At 70.9% G+C, this 20,526-nt stretch carries 18 protein-coding genes; 4 read left to right on the forward strand and 14 right to left on the reverse strand.

Annotated elements, in window-relative coordinates; translation table 11 throughout:
* The first annotated feature begins 246 nt into the window (after positions 1 to 246).
* Entirely contained in the window at positions 247 to 654 is a 408-nt protein-coding gene (locus tag ACQEU8_RS12655) for an ATP-binding protein (RefSeq protein WP_433099930.1), read from the forward strand.
* Positions 655 to 891: 237 nt separating this feature from the next.
* On the opposite strand, the gene dapC is transcribed toward ACQEU8_RS12655, so the two are convergent.
* Positions 892 to 1,989: a succinyldiaminopimelate transaminase gene (gene dapC, locus ACQEU8_RS12660; protein WP_433099933.1), complete on the reverse strand. Its 1,098-nt coding sequence runs from the start codon at positions 1,987 to 1,989 to the stop codon at positions 892 to 894.
* A gap of 177 nt (positions 1,990 to 2,166) precedes the next feature.
* Positions 2,167 to 2,493 (reverse strand): ferredoxin, encoded by a 327-nt coding sequence (gene fdxA / locus ACQEU8_RS12665; protein WP_016469573.1) that lies wholly within the window; start codon positions 2,491 to 2,493, stop codon positions 2,167 to 2,169.
* 150 nt (positions 2,494 to 2,643) lie between these two features.
* Between fdxA and ACQEU8_RS12670 the strand changes: the two genes are divergently transcribed.
* Entirely contained in the window at positions 2,644 to 3,642 is a 999-nt protein-coding gene (locus ACQEU8_RS12670) for a GNAT family N-acetyltransferase (RefSeq protein WP_433099935.1), read from the forward strand.
* 1 nt (position 3,643) lies between these two features.
* The gene (locus tag ACQEU8_RS12675) at positions 3,644 to 4,567 is read left to right on the forward strand and encodes a transglutaminase-like domain-containing protein (protein ID WP_433099937.1); all 924 of its coding nucleotides are present in this window, start codon (positions 3,644 to 3,646) and stop codon (positions 4,565 to 4,567) included.
* 26 nt (positions 4,568 to 4,593) lie between these two features.
* Here ACQEU8_RS12675 and ACQEU8_RS12680 read toward each other — a convergent pair whose 3' ends face one another.
* The 8 genes from ACQEU8_RS12680 to ACQEU8_RS12715 all read right to left on the reverse strand — a co-directional run bounded on the left by ACQEU8_RS12680 (position 4,594) and on the right by ACQEU8_RS12715 (position 12,752).
* Positions 4,594 to 5,199 carry a response regulator transcription factor gene (locus tag ACQEU8_RS12680; RefSeq protein WP_433099939.1) on the reverse strand — a complete coding sequence of 202 codons (606 nt, stop codon included), beginning with the start codon at positions 5,197 to 5,199 and terminating at the stop codon, positions 4,594 to 4,596.
* Between the two features lie 4 nt (positions 5,200 to 5,203).
* Positions 5,204 to 6,355, reverse strand: a complete 1,152-nt coding sequence (locus tag ACQEU8_RS12685) for a sensor histidine kinase (protein ID WP_433099941.1) — start codon at positions 6,353 to 6,355, stop codon at positions 5,204 to 5,206.
* A 64-nt stretch (positions 6,356 to 6,419) separates the two neighbouring features.
* The gene (locus ACQEU8_RS12690) at positions 6,420 to 7,157 is read right to left on the reverse strand and encodes an ABC transporter permease (RefSeq protein ID WP_433099943.1); all 738 of its coding nucleotides are present in this window, start codon (positions 7,155 to 7,157) and stop codon (positions 6,420 to 6,422) included.
* Positions 7,154 to 8,137: an ABC transporter ATP-binding protein gene (locus tag ACQEU8_RS12695; RefSeq protein ID WP_433099945.1), complete on the reverse strand. Its 984-nt coding sequence runs from the start codon at positions 8,135 to 8,137 to the stop codon at positions 7,154 to 7,156. The genes ACQEU8_RS12690 and ACQEU8_RS12695 overlap by 4 nt, the downstream gene beginning before the upstream one ends.
* A 196-nt stretch (positions 8,138 to 8,333) precedes the next feature.
* A complete protein-coding gene (locus ACQEU8_RS12700; protein ID WP_433099947.1) occupies positions 8,334 to 10,853 on the reverse strand; it encodes a peptidoglycan binding domain-containing protein in 2,520 nt (839 codons plus the stop codon).
* Between the two features lie 128 nt (positions 10,854 to 10,981).
* Complete coding sequence (locus ACQEU8_RS12705; protein WP_433099949.1) at positions 10,982 to 11,392, reverse strand: DUF6113 family protein; 411 nt, start codon at positions 11,390 to 11,392, stop codon at positions 10,982 to 10,984.
* Positions 11,389 to 12,351 (reverse strand): N-acetyl-1-D-myo-inositol-2-amino-2-deoxy-alpha-D-glucopyranoside deacetylase, encoded by a 963-nt coding sequence (gene mshB, locus ACQEU8_RS12710; RefSeq protein WP_433099951.1) that lies wholly within the window; start codon positions 12,349 to 12,351, stop codon positions 11,389 to 11,391. The genes ACQEU8_RS12705 and mshB overlap by 4 nt, the downstream gene beginning before the upstream one ends.
* A gap of 206 nt (positions 12,352 to 12,557) precedes the next feature.
* Entirely contained in the window at positions 12,558 to 12,752 is a 195-nt protein-coding gene (locus ACQEU8_RS12715; RefSeq protein WP_433099953.1) for a hypothetical protein, read from the reverse strand.
* A 276-nt stretch (positions 12,753 to 13,028) separates the two neighbouring features.
* Between ACQEU8_RS12715 and ACQEU8_RS12720 the strand changes: the two genes are divergently transcribed.
* Positions 13,029 to 15,203, forward strand: a complete 2,175-nt coding sequence (locus ACQEU8_RS12720) for a prolyl oligopeptidase family serine peptidase (protein WP_433099955.1) — start codon at positions 13,029 to 13,031, stop codon at positions 15,201 to 15,203.
* 98 nt (positions 15,204 to 15,301) lie between these two features.
* On the opposite strand, the gene ACQEU8_RS12725 is transcribed toward ACQEU8_RS12720, so the two are convergent.
* The 4 genes from ACQEU8_RS12725 to ACQEU8_RS12740 all read right to left on the reverse strand — a co-directional run bounded on the left by ACQEU8_RS12725 (position 15,302) and on the right by ACQEU8_RS12740 (position 20,488).
* Positions 15,302 to 16,453, reverse strand: coding sequence for an ABC transporter ATP-binding protein (locus ACQEU8_RS12725; RefSeq protein ID WP_433099957.1), 1,152 nt, complete (start codon positions 16,451 to 16,453; stop codon positions 15,302 to 15,304).
* Positions 16,454 to 16,477: 24 nt separating this feature from the next.
* Positions 16,478 to 17,548: an ABC transporter ATP-binding protein gene (locus ACQEU8_RS12730; protein ID WP_433099959.1), complete on the reverse strand. Its 1,071-nt coding sequence runs from the start codon at positions 17,546 to 17,548 to the stop codon at positions 16,478 to 16,480.
* Positions 17,549 to 17,560: 12 nt separating this feature from the next.
* Positions 17,561 to 18,538 (reverse strand): ABC transporter permease, encoded by a 978-nt coding sequence (locus tag ACQEU8_RS12735; RefSeq protein ID WP_433099961.1) that lies wholly within the window; start codon positions 18,536 to 18,538, stop codon positions 17,561 to 17,563.
* A 156-nt stretch (positions 18,539 to 18,694) separates the two neighbouring features.
* On the reverse strand, positions 18,695 to 20,488 hold the full coding sequence (locus tag ACQEU8_RS12740; RefSeq protein ID WP_433099963.1) for an ABC transporter substrate-binding protein: 1,794 nt from the start codon (positions 20,486 to 20,488) through the stop codon (positions 18,695 to 18,697).
* Between the last annotated feature and the right edge of the window lie 38 nt (positions 20,489 to 20,526).

Genomic DNA, 20,526 nt, shown 5'->3' on the forward strand with positions numbered 1-20,526 from the left:
GACGGTCCCCACGAGGAGTGAACGCACTAGGCGAATCGTGCCTGGCAGCGGCCGGTTCGGCTCCTCCGGTACAGGTCAACCGGTTGCGAGGAATGCCCAGTTTGGCGGCTCACGCGGCAAACCTGGATTGCCAATCCTTTACCCTCGGCGCCCGCAACCTTCCCGCCGTTCCGGCCGATAGGCACTGCGTCTGACCGGGGGACCCCGGCTGACACGCCAAGAACCCCTCTCCGTCAAAGGAGCACCATGTCCAACCCTCTCACGCGCCGGATCGCCCGCACCGCGCTGCTGACGGCAGCCGGCGCCGCCACCGTCGTCGGTGCCGCCGGAGCCGCGAGCGCCGTGGAACTGCCCGCGACCCCCGTGGGCGGGATCGACAAGCTGGACGGCGAGGGCGTCGGCAACACGCTGGACAAGACGGCCCGCGACACCACCACGCTGGCCGGCGAGACCGGCGGCAACGCCCTCAAGAAGACCGTGCCGGCCGCCGGCCGGACCGTGGGCCAGACCGGCAAGACCGTGGCGCCCACCGCGCAGCACCTTGCGGGGAACGCCGTCGGCCAGGCCGGTGACATGCTGGGCGACGCCGCCTCAGCCGCCGCCGACACCAAGCTCCCCTCCACCGCCAACCTCGGGGGCCTGCCCCTCGGTTGAGGGCTTGCCGCGTGGGGCTGCGGCCGGTCAAGGCTCAGGGGGCACCCCCTCTGAAACCCCGGCGCACAAGGGCCGCCCGGACCTCCTGGTCCGGGCGGCCCTTCGCATGCGCTCGGGGTCTCAGGGGCGAGGCCCCTGAACAATCTCCGGCCGCGACAGCGCGCACCAACGACGGGGCGCGCAACAACAACGGCGAGCGTCCGGCCGCATCGAGGACGGCCGCACCCTCACGTTCGGCTACTCCGCCAGCCGTCGCACCGCGGCGGCAACCCGCTCGTCCGTGGCGGTGAGCGCCACCCGCACATGTCGCGCACCGGCGGGGCCGTAGAAGTCGCCCGGGGCGACGAGAAGCCCCCGCTTGGCGAGGTCGGCGACGGTGTCCCAGCAGGACTCGTCCCGGGTCGCCCACAGGTACAGCGACGCCTCGCTGTGCTCGATCCGGAAGCCCGCGGCTTCCAGCGCCCCGCGCAGCGCCGTACGCCGGGCACGGTAGCGCTCCCGCTGCTCGGCCACGTGGGTGTCGTCGCCGAGGGCTGCGACGGTCGCCGCCTGCACGGGCGCGGGCGTCATCATTCCGCCGTGCTTGCGGATGTGCAGCAGCTCGCCGAGTACATCGCTGTCCCCCGCGATGAACGCCGCGCGGTAGCCGGCGAGGTTGGAGCGCTTGGAGAGGGAGTGCACGGCGACGAGGCCCGCGTAGGAGCCGCCGCACACGTCCGGGTGCAGCACGGAGACCGGGTCGGCCTCCCAGCCGAGCTCCAGGTAGCACTCGTCGCTGAGGACGAGTACGCCGTGCTCGCGGGCCCAGGCGACGACGGTGCGCAGCTTCTCCGGCGGCAGCACCTGTCCGGTCGGGTTGGAGGGCGAGTTGAGCCACAGCAGCCTGAGCCCGGCCGGGTCGAGCTCCAGAGGGTCGTCGTAGGCGACGTAGTCGGCCCTGGCGAGCCGGGCGCCGACCTCGTAGGTGGGGTAGGCGAGCCGGGGGAAGGCCACCCGGTCGCCGGGGCCCAGGCCGAGCTGGGTCGGCAGCCAGGCCACCAGTTCCTTGGAGCCGACGACGGGCAGCACGTTCCGTTCGGTGATGCCGTGCGCGCCCAGTCGGCGCTCGCACCAGCCGGTGAGCGCGTCCCGCAGCGCCCGGGTCCCCCACACGGTGGGGTAGCCGGGGCTGTCGGCCGCGTCGGTCAGCGCACGCCGGACCAGCGGCGGGACCGGGTCGACTGGGGTGCCGACCGACAGGTCGACGATGCCGTCGGGGTGCCCGGCGGCGGTGGTCTTGTACGGCTCGAGCCGGTCCCAGGGGAAGGTGGGGAGACGGTCGGAGACGGAGGGCATGGTGCTCACTTTCTTCGGCTGTCCGCACACTGCCGTGCGCGGTGCGGACAGCCGGCCGGTACGGCGCGGAAAACACCGCAGTCCCGTACGACAGGACGCTGAGGTCGCCGTACGGGACTGCGAAGGAGCCACCGGGCGCAGGGGCCGGTGGCTCACTCGTCGGGGGTCACCCGTGGGTCACTCGTCGTGTTCCTGCGGGGGGAGCGCGGCGATGAGCGGGTGGTCCTTCTCGATCAGGCCGAGCTTGCTGGCGCCGCCGGGCGAGCCGAGGTCGTCGAAGAACTCGACATTGGCCTTGTAGTAGTCCTTCCACTCCTCGGGAGTGTCATCTTCGTAGAAGATGGCCTCCACCGGGCAGACGGGCTCGCAGGCACCGCAGTCGACGCACTCGTCCGGGTGGATGTACAAGGACCGCTGGCCCTCGTAGATGCAGTCGACCGGGCACTCCTCGATGCAAGCCTTGTCCTTCAGGTCGACACAAGGCTCCGCGATGACGTAAGTCACGCTGTCGTTCCTCCTCGTTAGGGCTGGCGGGCCGGTGCCCGGCTCCGCCGCGGGCGCGCGGGAGCGCTCTTTCGCTTCGGACGGCGGCGATGCCCACACCTAGTATCTCCGTTCGCGGAGACAAGACGAACAGGAGGGGCGGTCAGAACTGTGGAATTCACCACGGGCGGACGCTTGGAGGTCCGCATCACCCCTTCCGACGTGGGCAAACGTGTCTCGGTTCGGTCGTTGACGGCTGCCGCGGAGCGGCACGGACGGTTCACGGACACGCTCGGGATTCTCACATCGTGGACCGGTGGCGTGCTCACCATCACCCGTCGCGATGGTGAGCAGGTCGAGATCGAGGAGGCGTCGATGGTCGCTGGAAAGGTCGTACCGCGTACGCCTGCGCGCCGCCGGGGGCTGCCTGCCGCCGATGTGAGGGAACTGGTCACCGTCGCCGCGCGGGGCTGGCCGCCGGTCGAGTCCCGGCAGCTGGGCGGGTGGACGCTGCGGGTGGCCGCGGGGTTCACCGCGCGGGCGAACTCCGTGCTGCCGCTGGGCGACCCCGGGCTTCCGCTGCCCGCGGCGCTGGGGCGGGTCACCGGCTGGTACGCCGAGCGGGGGCTGCCGGCGCTGATGCAGGTCACCGTGGACGAGCACGCGCTGCTCGCCGACCAGCTGCGGGAGCGGGGCTGGACGGCGGAGCGGCACGGGCTGATACAGGTCGGCGCGCTCGCCCCGCTGGCCGACCGGGAGCCGGACCAGCGGGTGCTGCTGCACCGTACGCCGGACGAGCGGTGGCTCTCGCTCTACAACCGCGCTGACGGCGACCGGCCGGCGGACGCCGCGCTGAAGGTGCTGGCGGGCGGGCCCTCGGTGTGGTTCGCGACGGCGCGGGACGAGGCCGGCTCCCCGATGGCGATCGGGCGGTGCGTGGTGGACGGCCGCTGGGCCGGGTTCGCCGCCATAGAGGTCGCCCCCGAGCGGCGCCGGCAGGGGCTCGCGCAGGCGGTGACCGGCGAGCTGGCCAGAGCGGCGCTCGGCGAGGGCGCGTCGGCCGCCTACCTCCAGGTGGAGCGGGACAACGCGCCCGCGCGTGCCCTCTACGAGAAGCTCGGCTTCGCCGATCATCACGCCTACCTCTACCTCCGCGCCCCGCAGGACTGAGATGGACGGAAACGGTGTGGGCGACGAGGAAGCGCCCGGCGTGGTCAGGCGCCGGTTCGCGGAGGCGGCCCGTGAGGAGCGGCCCGATCTGGCGCTGCTGTGTCTGCTGATCGGCGCGGAGGCGGCCCGCGGCGCGCAGGGCGGCACCCTCGCGAGCGCGTCCGATGAGCAGCGTGATCCGCAGGACGAGGAGGCGGCCGTCGACCGGCTGGTGGACGAGGGTCAGGCGGAACTCGACCGGCTGGCCGGGCTGTTGCCGTACGAGCGTGGCCGTACACCCGCACAGTGGGCGCAGGCGCTGGAGCAGACGCTGGGCGAGCAGCTGGGGTTCGGCGGCTCCGCCGCGGACTATCAGCGGCTGGAGTCCTCGCTGCTGCCCGAGGTGCTGCGGAGGCGGCGCGGGCTGCCGATTCTGCTGTCGGTGGTCTGGACGGAGGTGGCCCGGCGCGCGGGTGCACCGGTGTACGGGGTGGCACTGCCGGGACACTTCGTGGTCGGGTTCGGCGATCCGGGGGACCTCCATGTGCTGGCCGACCCGTTCGGCGGCGGCAAGCAGCTGGACGAGGAGGAGCTGTCCGTCATGGTCGCGGGGGCCACCGGGGGGACGCCGCTGTCGGCCGCCTCGCTCCGGCCGGCCGGGCCGCTGGAGACGGTGCTGCGCATCCTCAACAACATCAGGGCCTGGGCAAGCTCGCGGCCCGAGCAGTCGGGGGTGCGCCTGTGGGCGGTGGAGCTGTCGCTGCTGCTGCCGCACCACCCGGGCAGGCTGCGCTTCGAGCGGGCGCAACTGCTGGTGGAGCGCGGCGACTTCATAAGAGGTGCGCGGGAGATGGAGGAGTACGCCGATGTGGTCGCGGCGATGGAGCCGAACGCGGCGGAGAACGTCCGCAGGGCGGCGCGGGCGGCGCGGGCCCGGCTGAACTGATAACTGATCCATCCGCCGGATGCGGCTTACAGCCACCCCTTGTCGCGGGCGATGCGGACGGCCTCGGTCCGATTGCGGGCCCCGGTCTTCTGGATGGCGGTGGACAGATAGTTGCGGACCGTGCCGTGCGACAGATGCAGCGCGGTGGCGATCTCGGCGTTGCCCGCGCCCTCGCGGGCCGCGCTCAGTACGTCACGCTCCCGGTCGGTGAGCGGGCTGGCGCCCTCGGCGAGCGCGGCCGCGGCCAGCCCCGGGTCGATGACGCGCTCGCCGGCCCGCACCCGGCGTACGGCGTCGGCGAGTTGGGCGGCGGGCGCGTCCTTGACGAGGAACGCGTCGGCGCCCGACTCCATGGCCCGGCGCAGATAGCCGGGCCGGCCGAACGTGGTGAGGATGACGACCTTCAGCGCCGGGTGCCGTGCCCGCAGTCCCTCCAGGGCGTCGAGTCCCGTCAGGCCGGGCATCTCGATGTCCAGCAGCGCCACGTCCGGCTGGTGGGCCGTGACCGCGTCCAGCACCTCGTCGCCCCTGCCGACTTGGGCGGCGATCTCGATGTCCGGCTCCAGGCCCAGCAGCGCGGCGAGCGCCTCACGGACCATCGCCTGGTCCTCGGCGAGCAGCAGTCTGATCACCGCCTCAGGGTACTGAGGGCACTGTCGCGCTCAGCGTGAAGCCCCCGTTCACGCCCGCCGTGGTCGACAGCGTGCCGTCGGCCAGTGCCAGCCGCTCCCGCAACCCGCTCAGCCCGTTGCCCTCCCCCGCGCCGGAGGGGCCCTTGCCGTCGTCGGTGACGGTGAGCCGCAGCATCCCCGCGCTGTCGTCCGGGGTCTGGAGGGTCACCGTGCAGCGGGTGGCGCCGCTGTGCCGTACGACGTTGGTGACCGCCTCGCGCAGTGCCCACGCCAGCGGGTCCTCCCGTTCGGGCGTCAGCCGTACCGGCGGCGGCCCGTGCGGCAGCTCGGCGGCGATGCCCGCGGTGTCCAGCGCGGTGCGGGCGCCCGCGAGTTCGACGGCGAGGGTGGGGCGGCGGTAGCCGCTGATCGCCTCGCGGACGTCGGTGAGGGCCTGCCGGCTGACCTGTTGGATGTCGGCGACCTGGGTGGCGGCCTCCTCGGGCCGTGCGGGCAGCATCCGGCCCGCCAGCTCGCTCTTGAGGGTGATGAGGGAGAGCGAGTGCCCCAGCAGGTCGTGCAGATCGCGGGCGAGCCGCAGCCGCTCCTCGTTGGCCGCCAGCTGAGCCACCACCGCGCGGGCCTCGCGCAGCTCCCGCAACGTCAGTACGGTCTTTCGCGCGGATATCAGCGCGAACCCGCCCAGCAGGCAGAAGATGACGAACGACGTCCACACGTCCCACGAGGGCCGGGTGCCGAAGTGCGTACCGACCGCGGCCAGCGCGAGCACACACGCCAAGAGGCCCACCACCGCTTGCCGCACGGGCAGCACAGCCCCGGTCGCCACCGCGACGTAGACGAACAGCACCAGCCACTCCAGGCCCACCGTGAGCGGGAGGACGAGGGCCAGCGTGAACAGGACGGCGAGCAGCGGGTACACGATGCGGCCCGGCAGCGGCGACCTGGTGTGCCGGTAGGCGAGTACGACGTAGGCGGTGACGAACGCGGCGAGCCCGGTGGCGGCGCCGGCGATGCCGGGTCCGCTGTGGCCGCCCGTCCACAGGTCGGTCACGGGTCCGGCGAGGAAGACCATCCAGACCGTGATCATGGCGGCCTTGGACCACTTCTGCCGCCGGGTCTCGGTGGTGTCCCCGATGACGGGGACCCGGCTGCTCATGTCGGGCTCGTGTCTCTCATGTCGTACGCGGGTCTCTCATGTCGGTGCGTCCACGGTCGTTGCATCATGCCTTGCGGGTGTCCTTGCGGTAGAGCCAGGCGGCCGCTGAGGTGAAGAGCACGAGATAGCCCAGCAGCAGCCCCGCGTCGTCCAGATGCGGTGCCTCGCCGACCTCCACGGCCTGGCCAAGGGCGGTGTAGGCGTGGGTGGGCATCCACTCACCGATGTTCTGCACCCAGTCGGGCAGGCTCGACATCGGCAGCCACAGCCCGCCCATGAACGCCAGCCCGAAGTAGAACAGCATCGTGATCGGCCGTACCGCGTCCCCTGTCGCCAGATAGCCGATCGCCACTCCCAGCGCCGCGAACACGAAGCTGCCCGCCCACGAGCACAGTGCGACAGCGCCCCACTGCCAGGCCTCCAGCCGTACGCCCATGATGGTGGCGCCGGTCAGCAGGACCAGCAGGATCGACGGCAGGCTGACGGTGGCGGCCGACGCGATCTTCGCGGTGACGTAGCCGCGTCCCGGCAGCGCGGTCAGCCGCAGCTGCCGCACCCAGCCGGTCTCACGCTCCTTGGCGATGCGTTCGCTGTTGCCCATCAGTACGGCGGTCATCGCACCGAAGGCGGCCATCGCGACCATGTAGTACAGCTTCAGATCCACCGCCAGCCCCGGCATATTGCCCTGGGTGTCCCGGCCGGCGATCAGCACATAGAGGATCGGCGGGTAGATCACCGAGAAGAACATGAACTTCTTGTTGCGCAGCGAGCGCGAGATCTCCAGCTTGACGAGGGTCTTCACTTGGCGGCCGCCTTCCGGTGCGTGTCGAGGCCGAGTTCGGGGTGGTTGGGCGAGTGGGTCTGTTCCGCGCGGGAGGTGAGGGTGACGAACGCTTCCTCCAGGCCGAGTCCGGTGACCTCCAGGCCGTGCGGGTAGTGCCCCAGCGCGTAGAGGGCGTGCACGGTGGCGTCCGCGTCGGTGGAGCGCAGCCGTACGGCGGCTCCGGCCAGGTCGAGTTCGCAGACCCCGGGCAGGGCGCGCAGCTGCGCCTCCAGCACCCCGTCGGGCACCATCTCCAGCGTGAAGCCGACCCGACGCACGCCCGCCATGGCCTTGATCTCGGCCGCGCTGCCGTCGGCGAGCAGCCGGCCGCGGTGCAGCACCAGCACCCGGTCGGCGACCTCGTCGGCCTCCTCCAGATAGTGCGTGGCGAACAGCACCGCGCGGCCCTGCGCCGCCTGCGCCCGCATGGCCGACCAGAAGGAGCGGCGAGCGGTGACATCCATACCGGTGGTCGGCTCGTCCAGCACGATCAGGTCGCTGTCCCCCGCGGTCGCCAGCGCGAACCGGACGCGCTGCTCCTGGCCGCCGGACAGCTTGCCCACCATCCGGTCGGCCAGCTCGGTGATCCCGGCGTCGGCCAGCACCCGGTCCGTCGCGTACCCCCGCGGGTGCAGAGCGCAGGCCAGCCCGACGAGTTCGCGGACCCGTACGCCCTCCATCAGGCCGCCGGACTGGAGCATGGCGCCCACCCGTCCGTCGGTGACCGCCTGCCGCGGCGTCGTACCGAACAGCCGTACCCGGCCGCCCTGGTCCGGGTTGCGGAGCCCGAGCAACAGGTCGAGCGTGGTGGATTTGCCCGCCCCGTTGGGGCCGAGGAGGGCGACGGTCTCGCCGGGGTGGAGGCTGACGGTCAGTCCGTCGAGCGCCCGTACGGAGCCGTAGGTCTTACTGGCCGAGGTGAACTCCACGGCCGGTGCCGTGGCGTGGGTCGATGTCATGTCCCAAGATTCGCCGAGCGGCAGGTGCCCGGGGCAGTGCCGGCAGTCGTGACCTGGGGCTGACAGATGTCATGCCTGGGGGATGACGGGCGCCGTGCGGGGGTCGGGGCGGCAGAGCGAGGGGCACGGGTCGGCAGAGCGAAGGGCGCCCCACCACTACGGCGGGGCGCCCCTCATGTCCGTCTCGGCGGCCGGGTCAGCGGGAGCCGGCTCCCGGGACCTCGGCGACGCGCTGTGCGGGCTCCGGCGGCGCCTTCTTGCGGAGGGCCTGCACCATGGCGGAGGCCGCGTGCTTCGGGGTCATCTTGACCTTGCCGGCACCGCCCTCGATCACCACGTTGTCGAACGCCGACCCGTAGGTCGCCTTCAGCTTCGCGGTGTCGATGACCGGCTGGAGCGTTCCGCTGCCGACCGCCCGCATCGTGAGGAACTTCCCGATGGTCTTCTGGCTGAACGGCACCTTCACGTCGCCCGCCTTGAGCCACACCCAGCCGGACATCGCGGTACGGCCGAAGCCGTTCACCGCCTTGTCGAGCTGCGCGGCGGTCACCTTGGGCTTGCTGACCTTGCCCGGCAGTTCGACCGGTTCGTTCTTCCCGGAGACCGCCCGCTGCTTGAACGCCTTCTCCAGCGCGGCGGGCGCCTTGTCGACGTCGATGACCTTGTGCGGGCTGCCCTTGACGGCCACCGCCTTGCCGCCGGTGAACTTGACCATGCCCTCGGCCGGGGACTTCGCCTCCGCCTTCGCGAGGACGGGCTCGAGCGCGGCCCGCACCTTGGCCTCGTCCACCTGGACGGCCGGATCCGCCTCGCGGGTACCGCCCATGAGGGAGCCGATGACCGAGACCGGGTTGTAGTCGCGGCCCGCGGCGGAGCGCACGGTGGCCTCGGTGTCGAGGGTCACCCCGGCGACGCTGGGCTTCAGCTCCGTCGGACCGCCGCTCGTCTCGATCCTGAACGGCTCCTTCGACCGGTCGCCCAGTTCGTCGTCCAGCTTGTTGACGGCCTCATGCTTGCTCAGCCCGCCGATCTCCACGCCGAGCACGGTGGTGCCCTTGGGGACGTCCGCGTGGTCGAGCAGCAGGCCCGTGCCGTAGGCAACACCGAGTACGCCGACGACGGCGACCCCGGCGAGTACCAGCTTGGAACGGCCGCCCTTCTTGGCGGGTTTGGCGGACCTCGCCCCACTCTGCGCCGACTGCGCACCGGTGGAGCCGGTGCCGGGCGGGGGCGACGAGGGGCCGGGCGGGGGTGCGGTGGGACCGCCGGGCTCGCCCGTACCGCCTGTCTGCGGTACGCCGCTGATCATGGTGTCGCTCGACAGCCGGGCCTCGCCGCCGGGTGCGGTCTGCGGGCCTCCGGGACCGGGGCCCGCGGCTCCGGGTGCGCCGGGGGGCTCCATGCCACCCGGTGCGCCCGCGCCCGGGATCATCGGGGTTCCGGACGGGGGCGTGCCGCTCGGGCCGACCCCGGGTGCGCGCGGACCGGCGCCGGGGTCGCGGTCCAACGCGTCCAGCCCGGAGCCGTCCCGCGCCGGGCCATCGCCCTGGCCCGGTCCGTGCCCTTGGCCCGCGCCGGGCGGCTGAGCTCCGGTCACCGGCCCGGTATCGAAATCGGAACCCGAGCCGAAGTCCTGGCCCGCGCCCGGTGCCGCCAGAGGGCCGGGGGCCGCGCTGCCCCGGGCGGGCGGTACGGGCATATCGCCGGTGGCCGGACCGGTGGTGGGACCGGCGGGCCCGCCCGGCTGGAGCGGCCCCAGGTGCGGCACGCCGTCGGGTGGCGTGTCCATCGGGCCGGCTCCGCCCGGGAACGGCGATCCCGCACCCGGCGCCCCGGGCACACCGTGCGTACCGGTCGTCTCCGGCAGCCCGTGGGTCCCGGTGGTGTCCGGCATCCCGTGCGTGCCCGTGCTGTCCGGCATCCCGTGCGTACCGGTCGCCTCGGGGAACCCGCGCGTGCCGGTGGTGTCTGGCATCCCGTGCGTACCGGTCGTCTCCGGATACCCGTACGTGCCCGTCGTCTCGGGCATCCCGTGCGTACCCGTGGTCTCCGGCACTCCGTGCGTACCGGTCGTCTCGGGCCCGGGTCCGGAGTAGTACGGCAGATCGCCCCGGTCGCCGCCGGCGACGCCGGGGCCCGTACCGGCACCGGCACCCGCGCCGGGACCGGCGGGCGCAGGGCCGGACGGCGCCGATGTGCTCTTCGGCGGCTTGCGGGGCGCGAACCAGTCGCTGGTCCGCTGGGCGGACTTCTCCTCAGCGCCGGACGCGTCGTCCCCGCCAGAGCCCTGACCGCTTCCGGAGGCCGAGGGCGCCGCCGCCGACGCGCCCGACGCGGGCGGCGGCGGGGGCACGGCGGCGGCACCGGAACCACCGGTGGTCGCACGCTTGCCGGCCCCGAGGTCCGGGGCGCCCTTCGTGTTCTGGCTGCCGCTCTTGTCCGCTCTCTCGGACGTGCCCTCGGCACCGTCCTCGACCGGTGTGCGCATCACCACCGGCGGAATCGGCCGCGATCCGGGGATGTTGATGCGGATGCGGGTGGTGAGCGTCGTCTCGGTCTTCGGCTCGTCCGGCTTGGACCCGGCCGCCGGTTCGGCTCCCCGGTCGCCCTGGCCCGCGTCGGGGCCCGAGGTGCCGTACGGCTCCGTCCCCGAGGGGTACGACGAACCGCCGCGCCTCTTGGGCCCGGAGGACGAACTGTCAGTTTCACGACTCAAAGCAGGTACTCCCGGATGGATTCGCCGTCTTCCTGTCGGCCTGAAGGCGGCTCGCCGGCGCGCACCACTGTACTTGGGGTACGGGACACCGACCCCGGGACCACCGAATCGTCCCGGTGCCGGTCCTCTCAGCGGTTTTTGCCGACGGACACGGGGGGCGCGGGCAACGCGATGGTGGTACACATCACAGCCGCGAGCATGCCGCCGAACAGGTAGACATAGCTGGCGATTCCGGCAGCGAACAGAAAGTCGCCCTCGGTCCGCGAGGGGGTCATCAGCAGCACAGCGAGCACCCAACCGGCACCCGGCGCCGCGGCCCCGACCTTCGTACGGCACAACTTGGCGCCACCCCAGAACAGCCCGACGGCGGCGGCCAGCGCGAGCAGCAGCCCGAGCGGGAACCACCCGCCCTGTACGAGAGTTCCGGCGGCCCCGGTCAGCAGGCCGAGAACGACGAGCGCCGCGTAGACGGCGATCCGCCCCTCCAGCGCCCGCGGATACGCGCCCCAGTCCGCTCCGTTCCCGTCCGTCGCACTCATACCCGTACCTCCGCGAACAGATCGTCGGCACCGGCCGGGGCCGCGTCGGCGCGGTCAGCGCGCTGGAAGAACTCCACGCCGGTCAGCGGCTGGGCCAGGCCGTTGGAGAGCGCGAAGAAGTGGCCGCGCGAGGTGCGGCGTACGGACACCTGGGTCTCGTGTGCTGCCATCGCCTCCGCCTTCGCCTCCACGTATGCGTCGGCGTCCACCGTGACATCGACCTCGGCCGCGGTCTCCACCACCCCCGGCACATCGTCCGGCTGCGCGAAGCCCGTTCTGCCCGAGAAGCCGGAAAAGGGGAAGACCTCCCCGGCGTCGTCGGCAGCGTGCAGCCGGGCGAAGCCCTCGTCGAGCACGGAGCGCGGTACGACGTTCCAGTAGACGCGCTGCACCTGATGGGGCTCGCCACCCGTACGGCCGTTCTCCAGCGCCGCGAGCTCGACGGCTCGCATGGCGACGCGGTGGGCCTTGATGTGGTCCGGGTGGCCGTACCCCCCGTCGGGGCCGTAGGTGACGAGCACCTGGGGGCGCACCTCGCGAAGTACGGCGGCGAGCAGCCGTGCGGCCTCGTCCAGGTCGGCCTGCCAGAAGCAGCCGGGGCGGTCGTTGGTGGGGGCGCCCATCATGCCGGAGTCGCGGTAGCGTCCGGGCCCGCCGAGGAAGCGGTGGTCGGTCACGCCCAACGCCCGCATGGCGGCGGAGAGTTCCCCGATGCGGTGCGGGCCCAGGGTGTCGTCCTGGTCGGGCGCCAGATGCGCCAGCCCGTCCGGGATGACCTCACCCTCCTCGCCCAGGGTGCAGGTGACGAGGGTGACGTGGGCGCCCTCCGCCGCGTACTTGGCCATGGTGGCGCCGGTGGTGATCGACTCGTCGTCGGGATGCGCGTGCACCAGCAGCAGACGCCGCTCGGGGGCGGCCGGTGAGCCGGGGGCCGCCCCCGGGGGAAACGCAGCGGTCATACCCCGAGCCTACGACGGACGCCGTACGGGGGTCCGATGCGGATGCCGACTCGGAAGCCGACACGCGTACCGGGCCGGGAGCCGACATGGACGCCGACTCGGGTACTGCGGACGGCCGAACGGATGCGGGGTGCTCGCTGTGTGAGGTGAGGTCGCGCTGGGTCAGTTCGCGGTGGGACCGGGACAGGAGTGCCGAGGAGGCCGGGTCAGAATTTGAGCTCCCCGATCATCCCGGCGACGTTCGTGGTCAGGTCGTTGATGGTGGGCGCCATCGATGAACTGGCCAGATAGAAGCCCAACAGCACGCAGATCACCGCGTGTCCGGCCTTGAGCCCGGATTTCCTGACGAGCAGGACGACGATGATCGCCAGCAGCACCACCGCCGAAATCGAGAGTGCCACGGCGGTTCACCTCCAAGTACGCACGGTCGGTACGGGATCGATACGGGTCACACGGACACGGCAGCACGCCTCCGGCATGGAGGAGCCACCGGCTTCATACCCAGCACTCACCATGCGCAACGGATCATAATTATCCGCACGACCGCACGGCTCGGTGCACAGGTGCAGAGGAGGGGCGCATATTCAGTTCCAGCCAACTGCACACCACACGACCATCGTCCCGGAGGGCACCCGGAGCGGATCACAGCCCGGCTCAAGCGCAGTACGGTCGGCCGCATGGCTACGACTTTCCCGCGGCAGCACGCCCGTACCCACAGATTCACACTTGGCGCTCCGAGGTCTTTCACCGTCGCCCCGGACGGCTCACGAGTTGTCTTCCTGCGCTCCCGTAGCGGCTCTGACCTGGCCAACCTCCTCTGGGTGCGGGACGTCGCCGACGGTGAGGAGCGGATCGCGGCGGATCCCGAGGCGCTGCTGGGAGGCGCCGCGGAGGAGCTGTCCCCGGAGGAGCGCGCGCGGCGCGAGCGCAGCCGTGAGGGCACTGCGGGCGTGGTCGGATATGCCACTGACAGTTCCGTGAAGATGGCCGCTTTCGCTCTTTCGGGCCGACTCTTCACCGCCGACCTGCTCACCGGGCGGTCCCAGGAGCTGCCGACGCCCACCCCCGTGGTGGACCCGCGCCCCTCCCCCGACGGACGGCACGTGGCCTATGTGACGGGCGGGGCGCTGCGGGTTGTCACTGCCACGGGCAAGGACGACAGGGCGCTGGCCGAGCCCGAGGCGGAGACCGTCACCTGGGGGCTGGCCGAGTTCATCGCCGCCGAGGAGATGTCCCGGACCCGCGGCCACTGGTGGTCCCCGGACTCGGACCGGCTGCTCGTCGCGCGGGCCGACGACGCGCCGGTACGCCGCTGGACCATCGCCGATCCGGCCAACCCGCAGGCGGAGCCGGCCCGGGTCGCCTATCCGGCGGCCGGAACGGAGAACGCCGAGGTCACGCTGCATCTGCTCGGCCTCGACGGGTCCCGGACCGAGGTGGTCTGGGACCGCGAGCGCTATCCGTATCTGGCCCGCGCGCACTGGTCGGACGCCGGCCCGCCACTGCTGTTGGTGCAGACCAGGGACCAGCGTGAGAACGCGTATCTGAGCGTGGACACCGCAACGGGTGCGACTTCCGTCACACTCACCGAGAATGATCCAATCTGGCTGGAACTCTTCGGCGGGGTTCCGGCGTGGGCGCCGGACGGCAGCCTGGTGCGGATCGTCGACGACACGGACGGTGCGGACGACAGCTCCGGCGCACGGGTACTCATGGCGGGCGCACGGCGACTCACCTCGCCCGCACTGCATGTGCGGGCCGTACTCGACATCGGTGACGACGATGTCCTCTTCTCCGCCTCGGAGGGCGACGGCGACGGCGGCCGGCGCTCGCGGCCCGGGGACATCGGGGTGTACCGGGTGCCGCTGGCCGGCGGCGAGGCGGTACGGATCGCCGACGAGGACGGCCCTCACCTGGCGTCCGCCGTACGCGGCGGCGGGACGCTGGTGCTGTCGACCGCGACCCTGTCGCGGCCGGGTGCGCGGGTGGTGCTGCTGCGGGAGGCCGACTCGGCGCGGATCGGTGCTCTCGAGTCGTACGCCGAGACACCCGTGCTCACCACCGCGCCGCGGCTGCTGTCCGCGGGGAAGCGCCGTATCCCGGCCGCCGTCGTACTGCCCACCGGATACCGGGAGTCGGACGGGCCGCTGCCGGTGCTGATGGACCCCTACGGCGGACCGCACGGGCAGCGGGTCGTCGCGGCCCACAACGCGCATCTGACGGCCCAGTGGTTCGCGGACCAGGGCTTCGCCGTGGTCACGGCGGACGGGCGGGGAACACCGGGGCACAGTCCCGGCTGGGAGAAGGCCGTCTCGCGGCAGCTCGCCGCCGTCACGCTGGACGACCAGGTCGAGGCGCTGCACGCGCTCGCCGAGGACTTTCCGCTGGACCTGTCGCGGGTCGGCATCCGCGGCTGGTCGTACGGCGGTTATCTCGCGGCGCTCGCGGTGCTGCGGCGGCCCGACGTCTTCCACGCCGCGGTCGCCGGTGCCCCGGTGACGGACTGGCGGCTGTACGACACCCACTACACGGAGCGGTACTGCGGTACCCCGCAGGACGACCCCGAGGTGTACGCGGAGTCGTCACTGCTCACCGATGAAGGGCTGTCCCTGGTGGAAGCGGACAGCCCGCATCGCCCGCTGATGATCATTCACGGCCTGGCCGACGACAACGTCGTGGTCGCGCACGCCCTGCGCCTGTCCTCCGCCCTACTGGCCGCCGGCCGCCCCCACGAGGTGCTGCCGTTGAGCGGGGTGACCCATATGGCCAGCGGCGCCGAGGTGGCGGAGAACCTGTTGGTGCTGCAAGTGGGCTTCCTGAAGCGGTCGTTGGGGATGACGGGTACCCCGTAAGGGGCGCGGGGAACGGCGCGCCAAGCCACACGCAACCCGCAGCCTGCGGACGGGCGGCGGGGGCACCCCCTCCCCAGCCCTTCAACCCCCCGGAGGGACTAGTGCGCACTGTCCTCCATCTCGCGGAGCGCCTTGTCCATGACGATGTCCTCCCCGCGAGCCGCGATCGTCGGCTCCTCGGGAAAGTGGCAGGCCGTCAAATGGCCCGCTTCGTTCCCGGGGAGCTGGACCAACGGCGGCTCCTCGGTGGCGCACTTGTCCTGCGCCTTCCAGCAGCGGGTGCGGAAGCGGCAGCCCGAGGGCGGGTTGATCGGCGAGGGCACGTCGCCCGCCAGCCGGATACGTTCCTTGCCCTCCCCGGAGCCGGAGCCGGACGACTCCTCCTCCTGGAGCACGGCCTCCGGCACCGCCGACAGCAGCGCGTGCGTGTAGGGGTGGCGGGGCCGGCTGTAGATCGCCTCACGCTCCCCCACCTCGACGATCTTGCCGAGGTACATCACCGCGACCCGCTCGGAGAAGTGCCGGACGATCGCCAGGTCGTGGGCGATGAAGACGAAGGCGATACCCATGTCGCGCTGCACCTTCTGGAGCAGGTTGACCACCTGGGCCTGGATCGAGACGTCCAGCGCGGAGACCGGCTCGTCGGCGACGATCAGCTTCGGCTCCAGCGCGAGAGCGCGGGCGACGCCGATGCGCTGGCGCTGGCCGCCGGAGAACTCGTGCGGGAACCGGTTGTAGTGCTCGGGGTTGAGGCCGACGGTCTCCAGCAGCTCGCGGATCCGCTTCTCCCGGCCGCCGGGCGGGTTGATGCCGTTGACCTCCATGGGGCCGCCGATGATGGCGCCGACCGTCTGCCGCGGGTTGAGCGACGAGTACGGGTCCTGGAAGATCATCTGGATCTCGGAGCGGATCGGCGCCATCTGTTTGCGCGTCGCATGGGTGATGTCCTGCCCGGCGTAGCTGAGGGAGCCGCCGGTGGGCTCCAGCAGCCGGGTCAGCAGCCGTCCCGTGGTGGACTTGCCGCAGCCCGACTCGCCGACGAGCCCGAAGCTCTCGCCCTCGTGCACGGTCAGGTCGACGCCGGAGACGGCCTGGACCTCGCCCACCTTCCGTTTGAAGGGGAAGCCCCCCATGATCGGGAAGTGTTTGGCCAGGTTCTCGGCCTTCAGCAGCGGCTCTCCCGTACGGGCGGGCCCGGCGTCCTGTGGTTCGCCCTCGCCTGGCTTGGTCAGGGTGAGGTCATCGCTCATTGGTCTGGTCTCCCTCTGCCTGTCCTAGCTCAGCCTGGGCTTGATCTGCTCGACGAAGAACGTCCGCTTCTGCTCCGCCGTCAGATGGCAGGCGGCGCCCCTTCCGTCCGGCAGCGGCGGCCGGTCGGCGGTGCAGGACTTGCCGGCCACCTCGTCCACGTAACCGCAGCGCGGGTGGAACGGGCAGCCGGGTGGGGGCGCGAGCAGGCTGGGCGGGGTGCCGGGGATCGGTGAGAGCTCCTCGCTCACGTTTCCGGTCAGCCGGGGCATGGAGGTGAGCAGGCCCCAGGTGTAGGGGTGCTGGGGCGAGCGCAGCACCTCGGAGACCGAGCCCCGCTCGACGGCGCGTCCGCCGTACATCACCAGGATGTCGTCGGCGACGTTGGCGATCACGCCGAGGTCGTGGGTGATGAAGATGATCGCGGAGCCGAACTCCTGCTGGAGATCCTTGAGCAGGTCGAGGATCTGCGCCTGCACGGTGACGTCGAGCGCCGTGGTGGGCTCGTCCGCGATCAGCAGGTCCGGGTTGCACACCAGCGCCATGGCGATCATCGCGCGCTGTCGCATACCGCCGGAGAACTGGTGCGGATAGTCGTTGACCCGCATCTTGGCGTTCGGGATGCCGACCTTGTCCAGCATCTCGATGGCCCGCAGATGCGCCTCCCGCTTGGAGACCCCCATGTGCTTGCGGTACGGCTCGGCGATCTGCCGCCCGATCGTGTAGTACGGCGAGAGCGCGGTGAGCGCGTCCTGGAAGATCATCGCCATCTTGTTGCCGCGCAGCGACTCCAGCGTCTTCTCCCGCGCGCCGGTCAGCTCCTGGCCGTCCAGCAGGATCTCGCCGGAGACCGCGGTCGTACGCGGGTTGTGCAGGCCCAGGATGGACAGGTTGGTGACCGACTTGCCGGAGCCGGACTCGCCGACGATGCCGAGGGTGCGGCCGCGCTCCACGTCGAAGGAGAGCCCGTCCACGGCCTTGACGGTGCCGTCCTCGGTGTCGAAGTGCACGTACAGGTCGCGCACCGAGAGGAAGGCGTCCCCGTCCCCCTCGCCACGCGGAGCCGGTACGTCCGCTTCCTTGGTCAGGGTGGTCATGTGCCGGTTCTCCTAGGACAGTCGCACGCGCGGGTCGATGAACGCGTAGGCGGCGTCCACGATGATGTTGAAAAGGATGATGAAGGTGGCCGCGAAGAGCATCACGCCCATCACCATGGGGATGTCGGTGTTCGCCACCGAGTTGACCGCGAGGGTGCCGAGCCCGGGCAGCGAGAACGTCCACTCGGTGATCATCGCGCCGCCGAAGAGCGAGCCGAGGTCGACGCCGAAGATGGTGACGATGGGGATGAGCGAGCCCCGCCAGGCGTAGCGGAAGAAGACGTACTTCCCGGACATGCCCTTGGCCCGCGCCGTTCTGACGTGGTCCTCCTGGAGCTGTTCGATCATCGAGGACCGGGACAGACGGGTGTAGTTCGCGGTGAAGATGATCTGTACGACCATCCAGGGGATCAGCAGCCCCAGGAACCAGCCGACCGGATCCTCCGTCAGTGGCACGTACTTGGGCTGGTCGAGCCAGTTGAGGTTGTAGACCACCAGCGCGAGCACGAGCGGCCCGATGAAGTAGATCTGCATCGAGGAGAGCACCAGCGACATGGAGCTGAATGCCTTGTCGAGGACGGTGCCCTTCTTCCAGGCGGCGATCATGCCCGCGCCCAGACCGATGGTCAGGAAGACCGCGGCGCCGCCGACGGTCAGCGAGATGGTGGTCGGGAAGCGGTCCAGGATGGTCTCCCAGACGGGGTCCTGGTTGGCGAAGGAGTAACCGAAGCACGGTGCAGGGCAGTCGCCCACGGGGAACTTGCGCCCGGCGACGATACCGACCATGAAGTTCCAGTACTGCACCGGGATCGGATCGTCGATGCCCATGTTCCTGCGGATGATCGCGAGCGCGTCCGGCGTGCAGTTCTTGCCGCAGGCCAGCGCCGCCGGATCCCGTGGGACGGCGTAGAAGAGGAAAAAGGTGATGGCGCTGATGATCAGCAGGATCACCAGGGCGCCGAGCGACCGGCGGATCAGAAATCGCAGCATGACGGAACGCAGCTCTCGTGCGACAGCGGGATCGAGACGTGCGGGTTGGGGGTACCTCCCGGCCGGAGGCTGGGGGAGGGTGGAGCGGTCCGCGGGGCTCCGCCGCCCGGCCCGCGTGGGCCGGGCGGCGGAGTCGGCGCGGTCTGCGCCGGCGCTTTACTTCTTCACGTACAGCGACGCCGGGTTGATGTCGTGCAGCTGCTCGTCGAAGTAGGAGCCGCCGACCTTCGATCCGGAGAGCTGGATCGTCTTGTAGTAGTGCATCGGCACCGCGGGGACGTCCTCGGTGAGGATCTTGTCCGCGAGCTTCTGCCACTCCTTGGCCGCCTCGTTCGGGTTGGACATGGCCCGGATCCGGTCCATCTCCTTCTCGAACTTCGGGTTCTTGTGGTGCGAGTAGTTCGCCGCACCGTCCTGGACCTGCCGCCCGTCGAACAGGTTCGGGACGACGGTCGAGGCGCTCGGCCAGTCGGCACCCCACGAGTTGTGGTAGATGTCGTAGTTGTTCTTGACCTTGCCGATCTGGTCGTAGTACGTGTCTGCGATGACGTCCTTCTTCTGGACGTTGAACCCGGCCTTCTCCAGGTTCTGGGTCGCGGCCACGGAGAACTGCTGCCACTCGGGGGCGTTCTGGAAGGCGAAGGTCAGCTTCATGCCCTTCTTGCCGGACTCCTTGAGGAGCTTGGCCGCCTTCTTGACGTCACCCTGCGGCTTCTTGATCTTGCCGAAGGGGTCGGTCGGCTTGTGGCCCACCAGCGTCGGGCTGACGTAGTTGCCCGCGAGGTCGCCGCCGCCGGCGCCACCGAACGCGGAGACGATGGACTGGTTGGGCATCGCGTAGGCGATGGCCTGCCGGACCTTCTTGTTCTTGATCCGGTCCATGTTGATGTTCATGTAGCTGACGTACGACTGGTAGCCGGACACCGAGCGCTTCTTGATGCTCTGGTCGCTGCGCACCTTCTGCATGCTGGAGGCGTCGACGCTGTTGGTGAAGCTGGTCGCGGTCTGGTTCTCACCCGCGTCGGACATCAGCCGCTTGGTGGAGTCCTCGAAGGAGACACCGAACTGGATGTCGAAGGCGTCCGGGAACTGGTGTCGGCCCGGGTCCGTCTTGGGGTCCCACTCGGGGTTGCGGACCAGCTTCATGCTCTTGCCGGACTTGAAGGACTGGATCTTGTACGGGCCGCTGGCGAGCGGCTTCTTGTCGTACTTCTCCTTGGTGTCCTTCTTCTCGGAGACGACCGCGTACCCGGCCATCGCCAGCGCGTAGGGCAACTCGGCCTGCGGCTTCTTGAAGTGGAAGATGACCGTCTTGTCGTCCGGCGTCTCGAGAACGCTGTCCGGCAGGTGCTTGCCCTTGTAGGGGCCGTCCTTGAGCAGCTTGCGGTAGTCGGTGCCACCGGTGTCGGCCAGCCACTGCTGGACGAAGGTCGGGCCCTCGGTGATGAACGGCGCGAACGTGCGCTCGATGGAGTGGCGGATGTCCTTCGAGGTGATGGCCGAACCGTCCTCGAACTTGATCCCGTCCTTGAGCTTGTACGTCCACGTCTTGCCACCGTCGGACTTCTTGCCGCTGTCGGTGGCCAGGTCACCGACGACCTCGTACTTGTCGGGGCTCGAGCGCTTGTAGGTGGTCAGCCCGCGGTGCACCAGCCGGGCCATGGCCTGTTCGTCGCTGACGTAGATCTGGGCCGGGTCCAGGTGCGCGAAGCTGTCACGCTGGAGGACCTTGATGGTGCCGCCCTTGCGGCTGCCCTTCACCGCGGGGGCCGGTCCCTTGGACGCGGCCTCGTCGGCGAAGGAGTAGGAGACGTCCTGGCCCTGCTTCTTGGCCTTGGTCTTCTCGCTGTCCTCGCCGCCCCCGCCGCTGCTGCAACCGGTGAGGAACAGCGCGCCGGCGGCGACCGCCGCCAGGGAGGCCCGCGCCGTGCCTATGCTCACTCTGCTCATGGTGGTGTCTGCACCTGCCTGTCGGTTGTCCGTCGCTG

The organism is Streptomyces sp. CA-250714 (assembly GCF_050936705.1).
Lineage (GTDB): Bacteria > Actinomycetota > Actinomycetes > Streptomycetales > Streptomycetaceae > Streptomyces.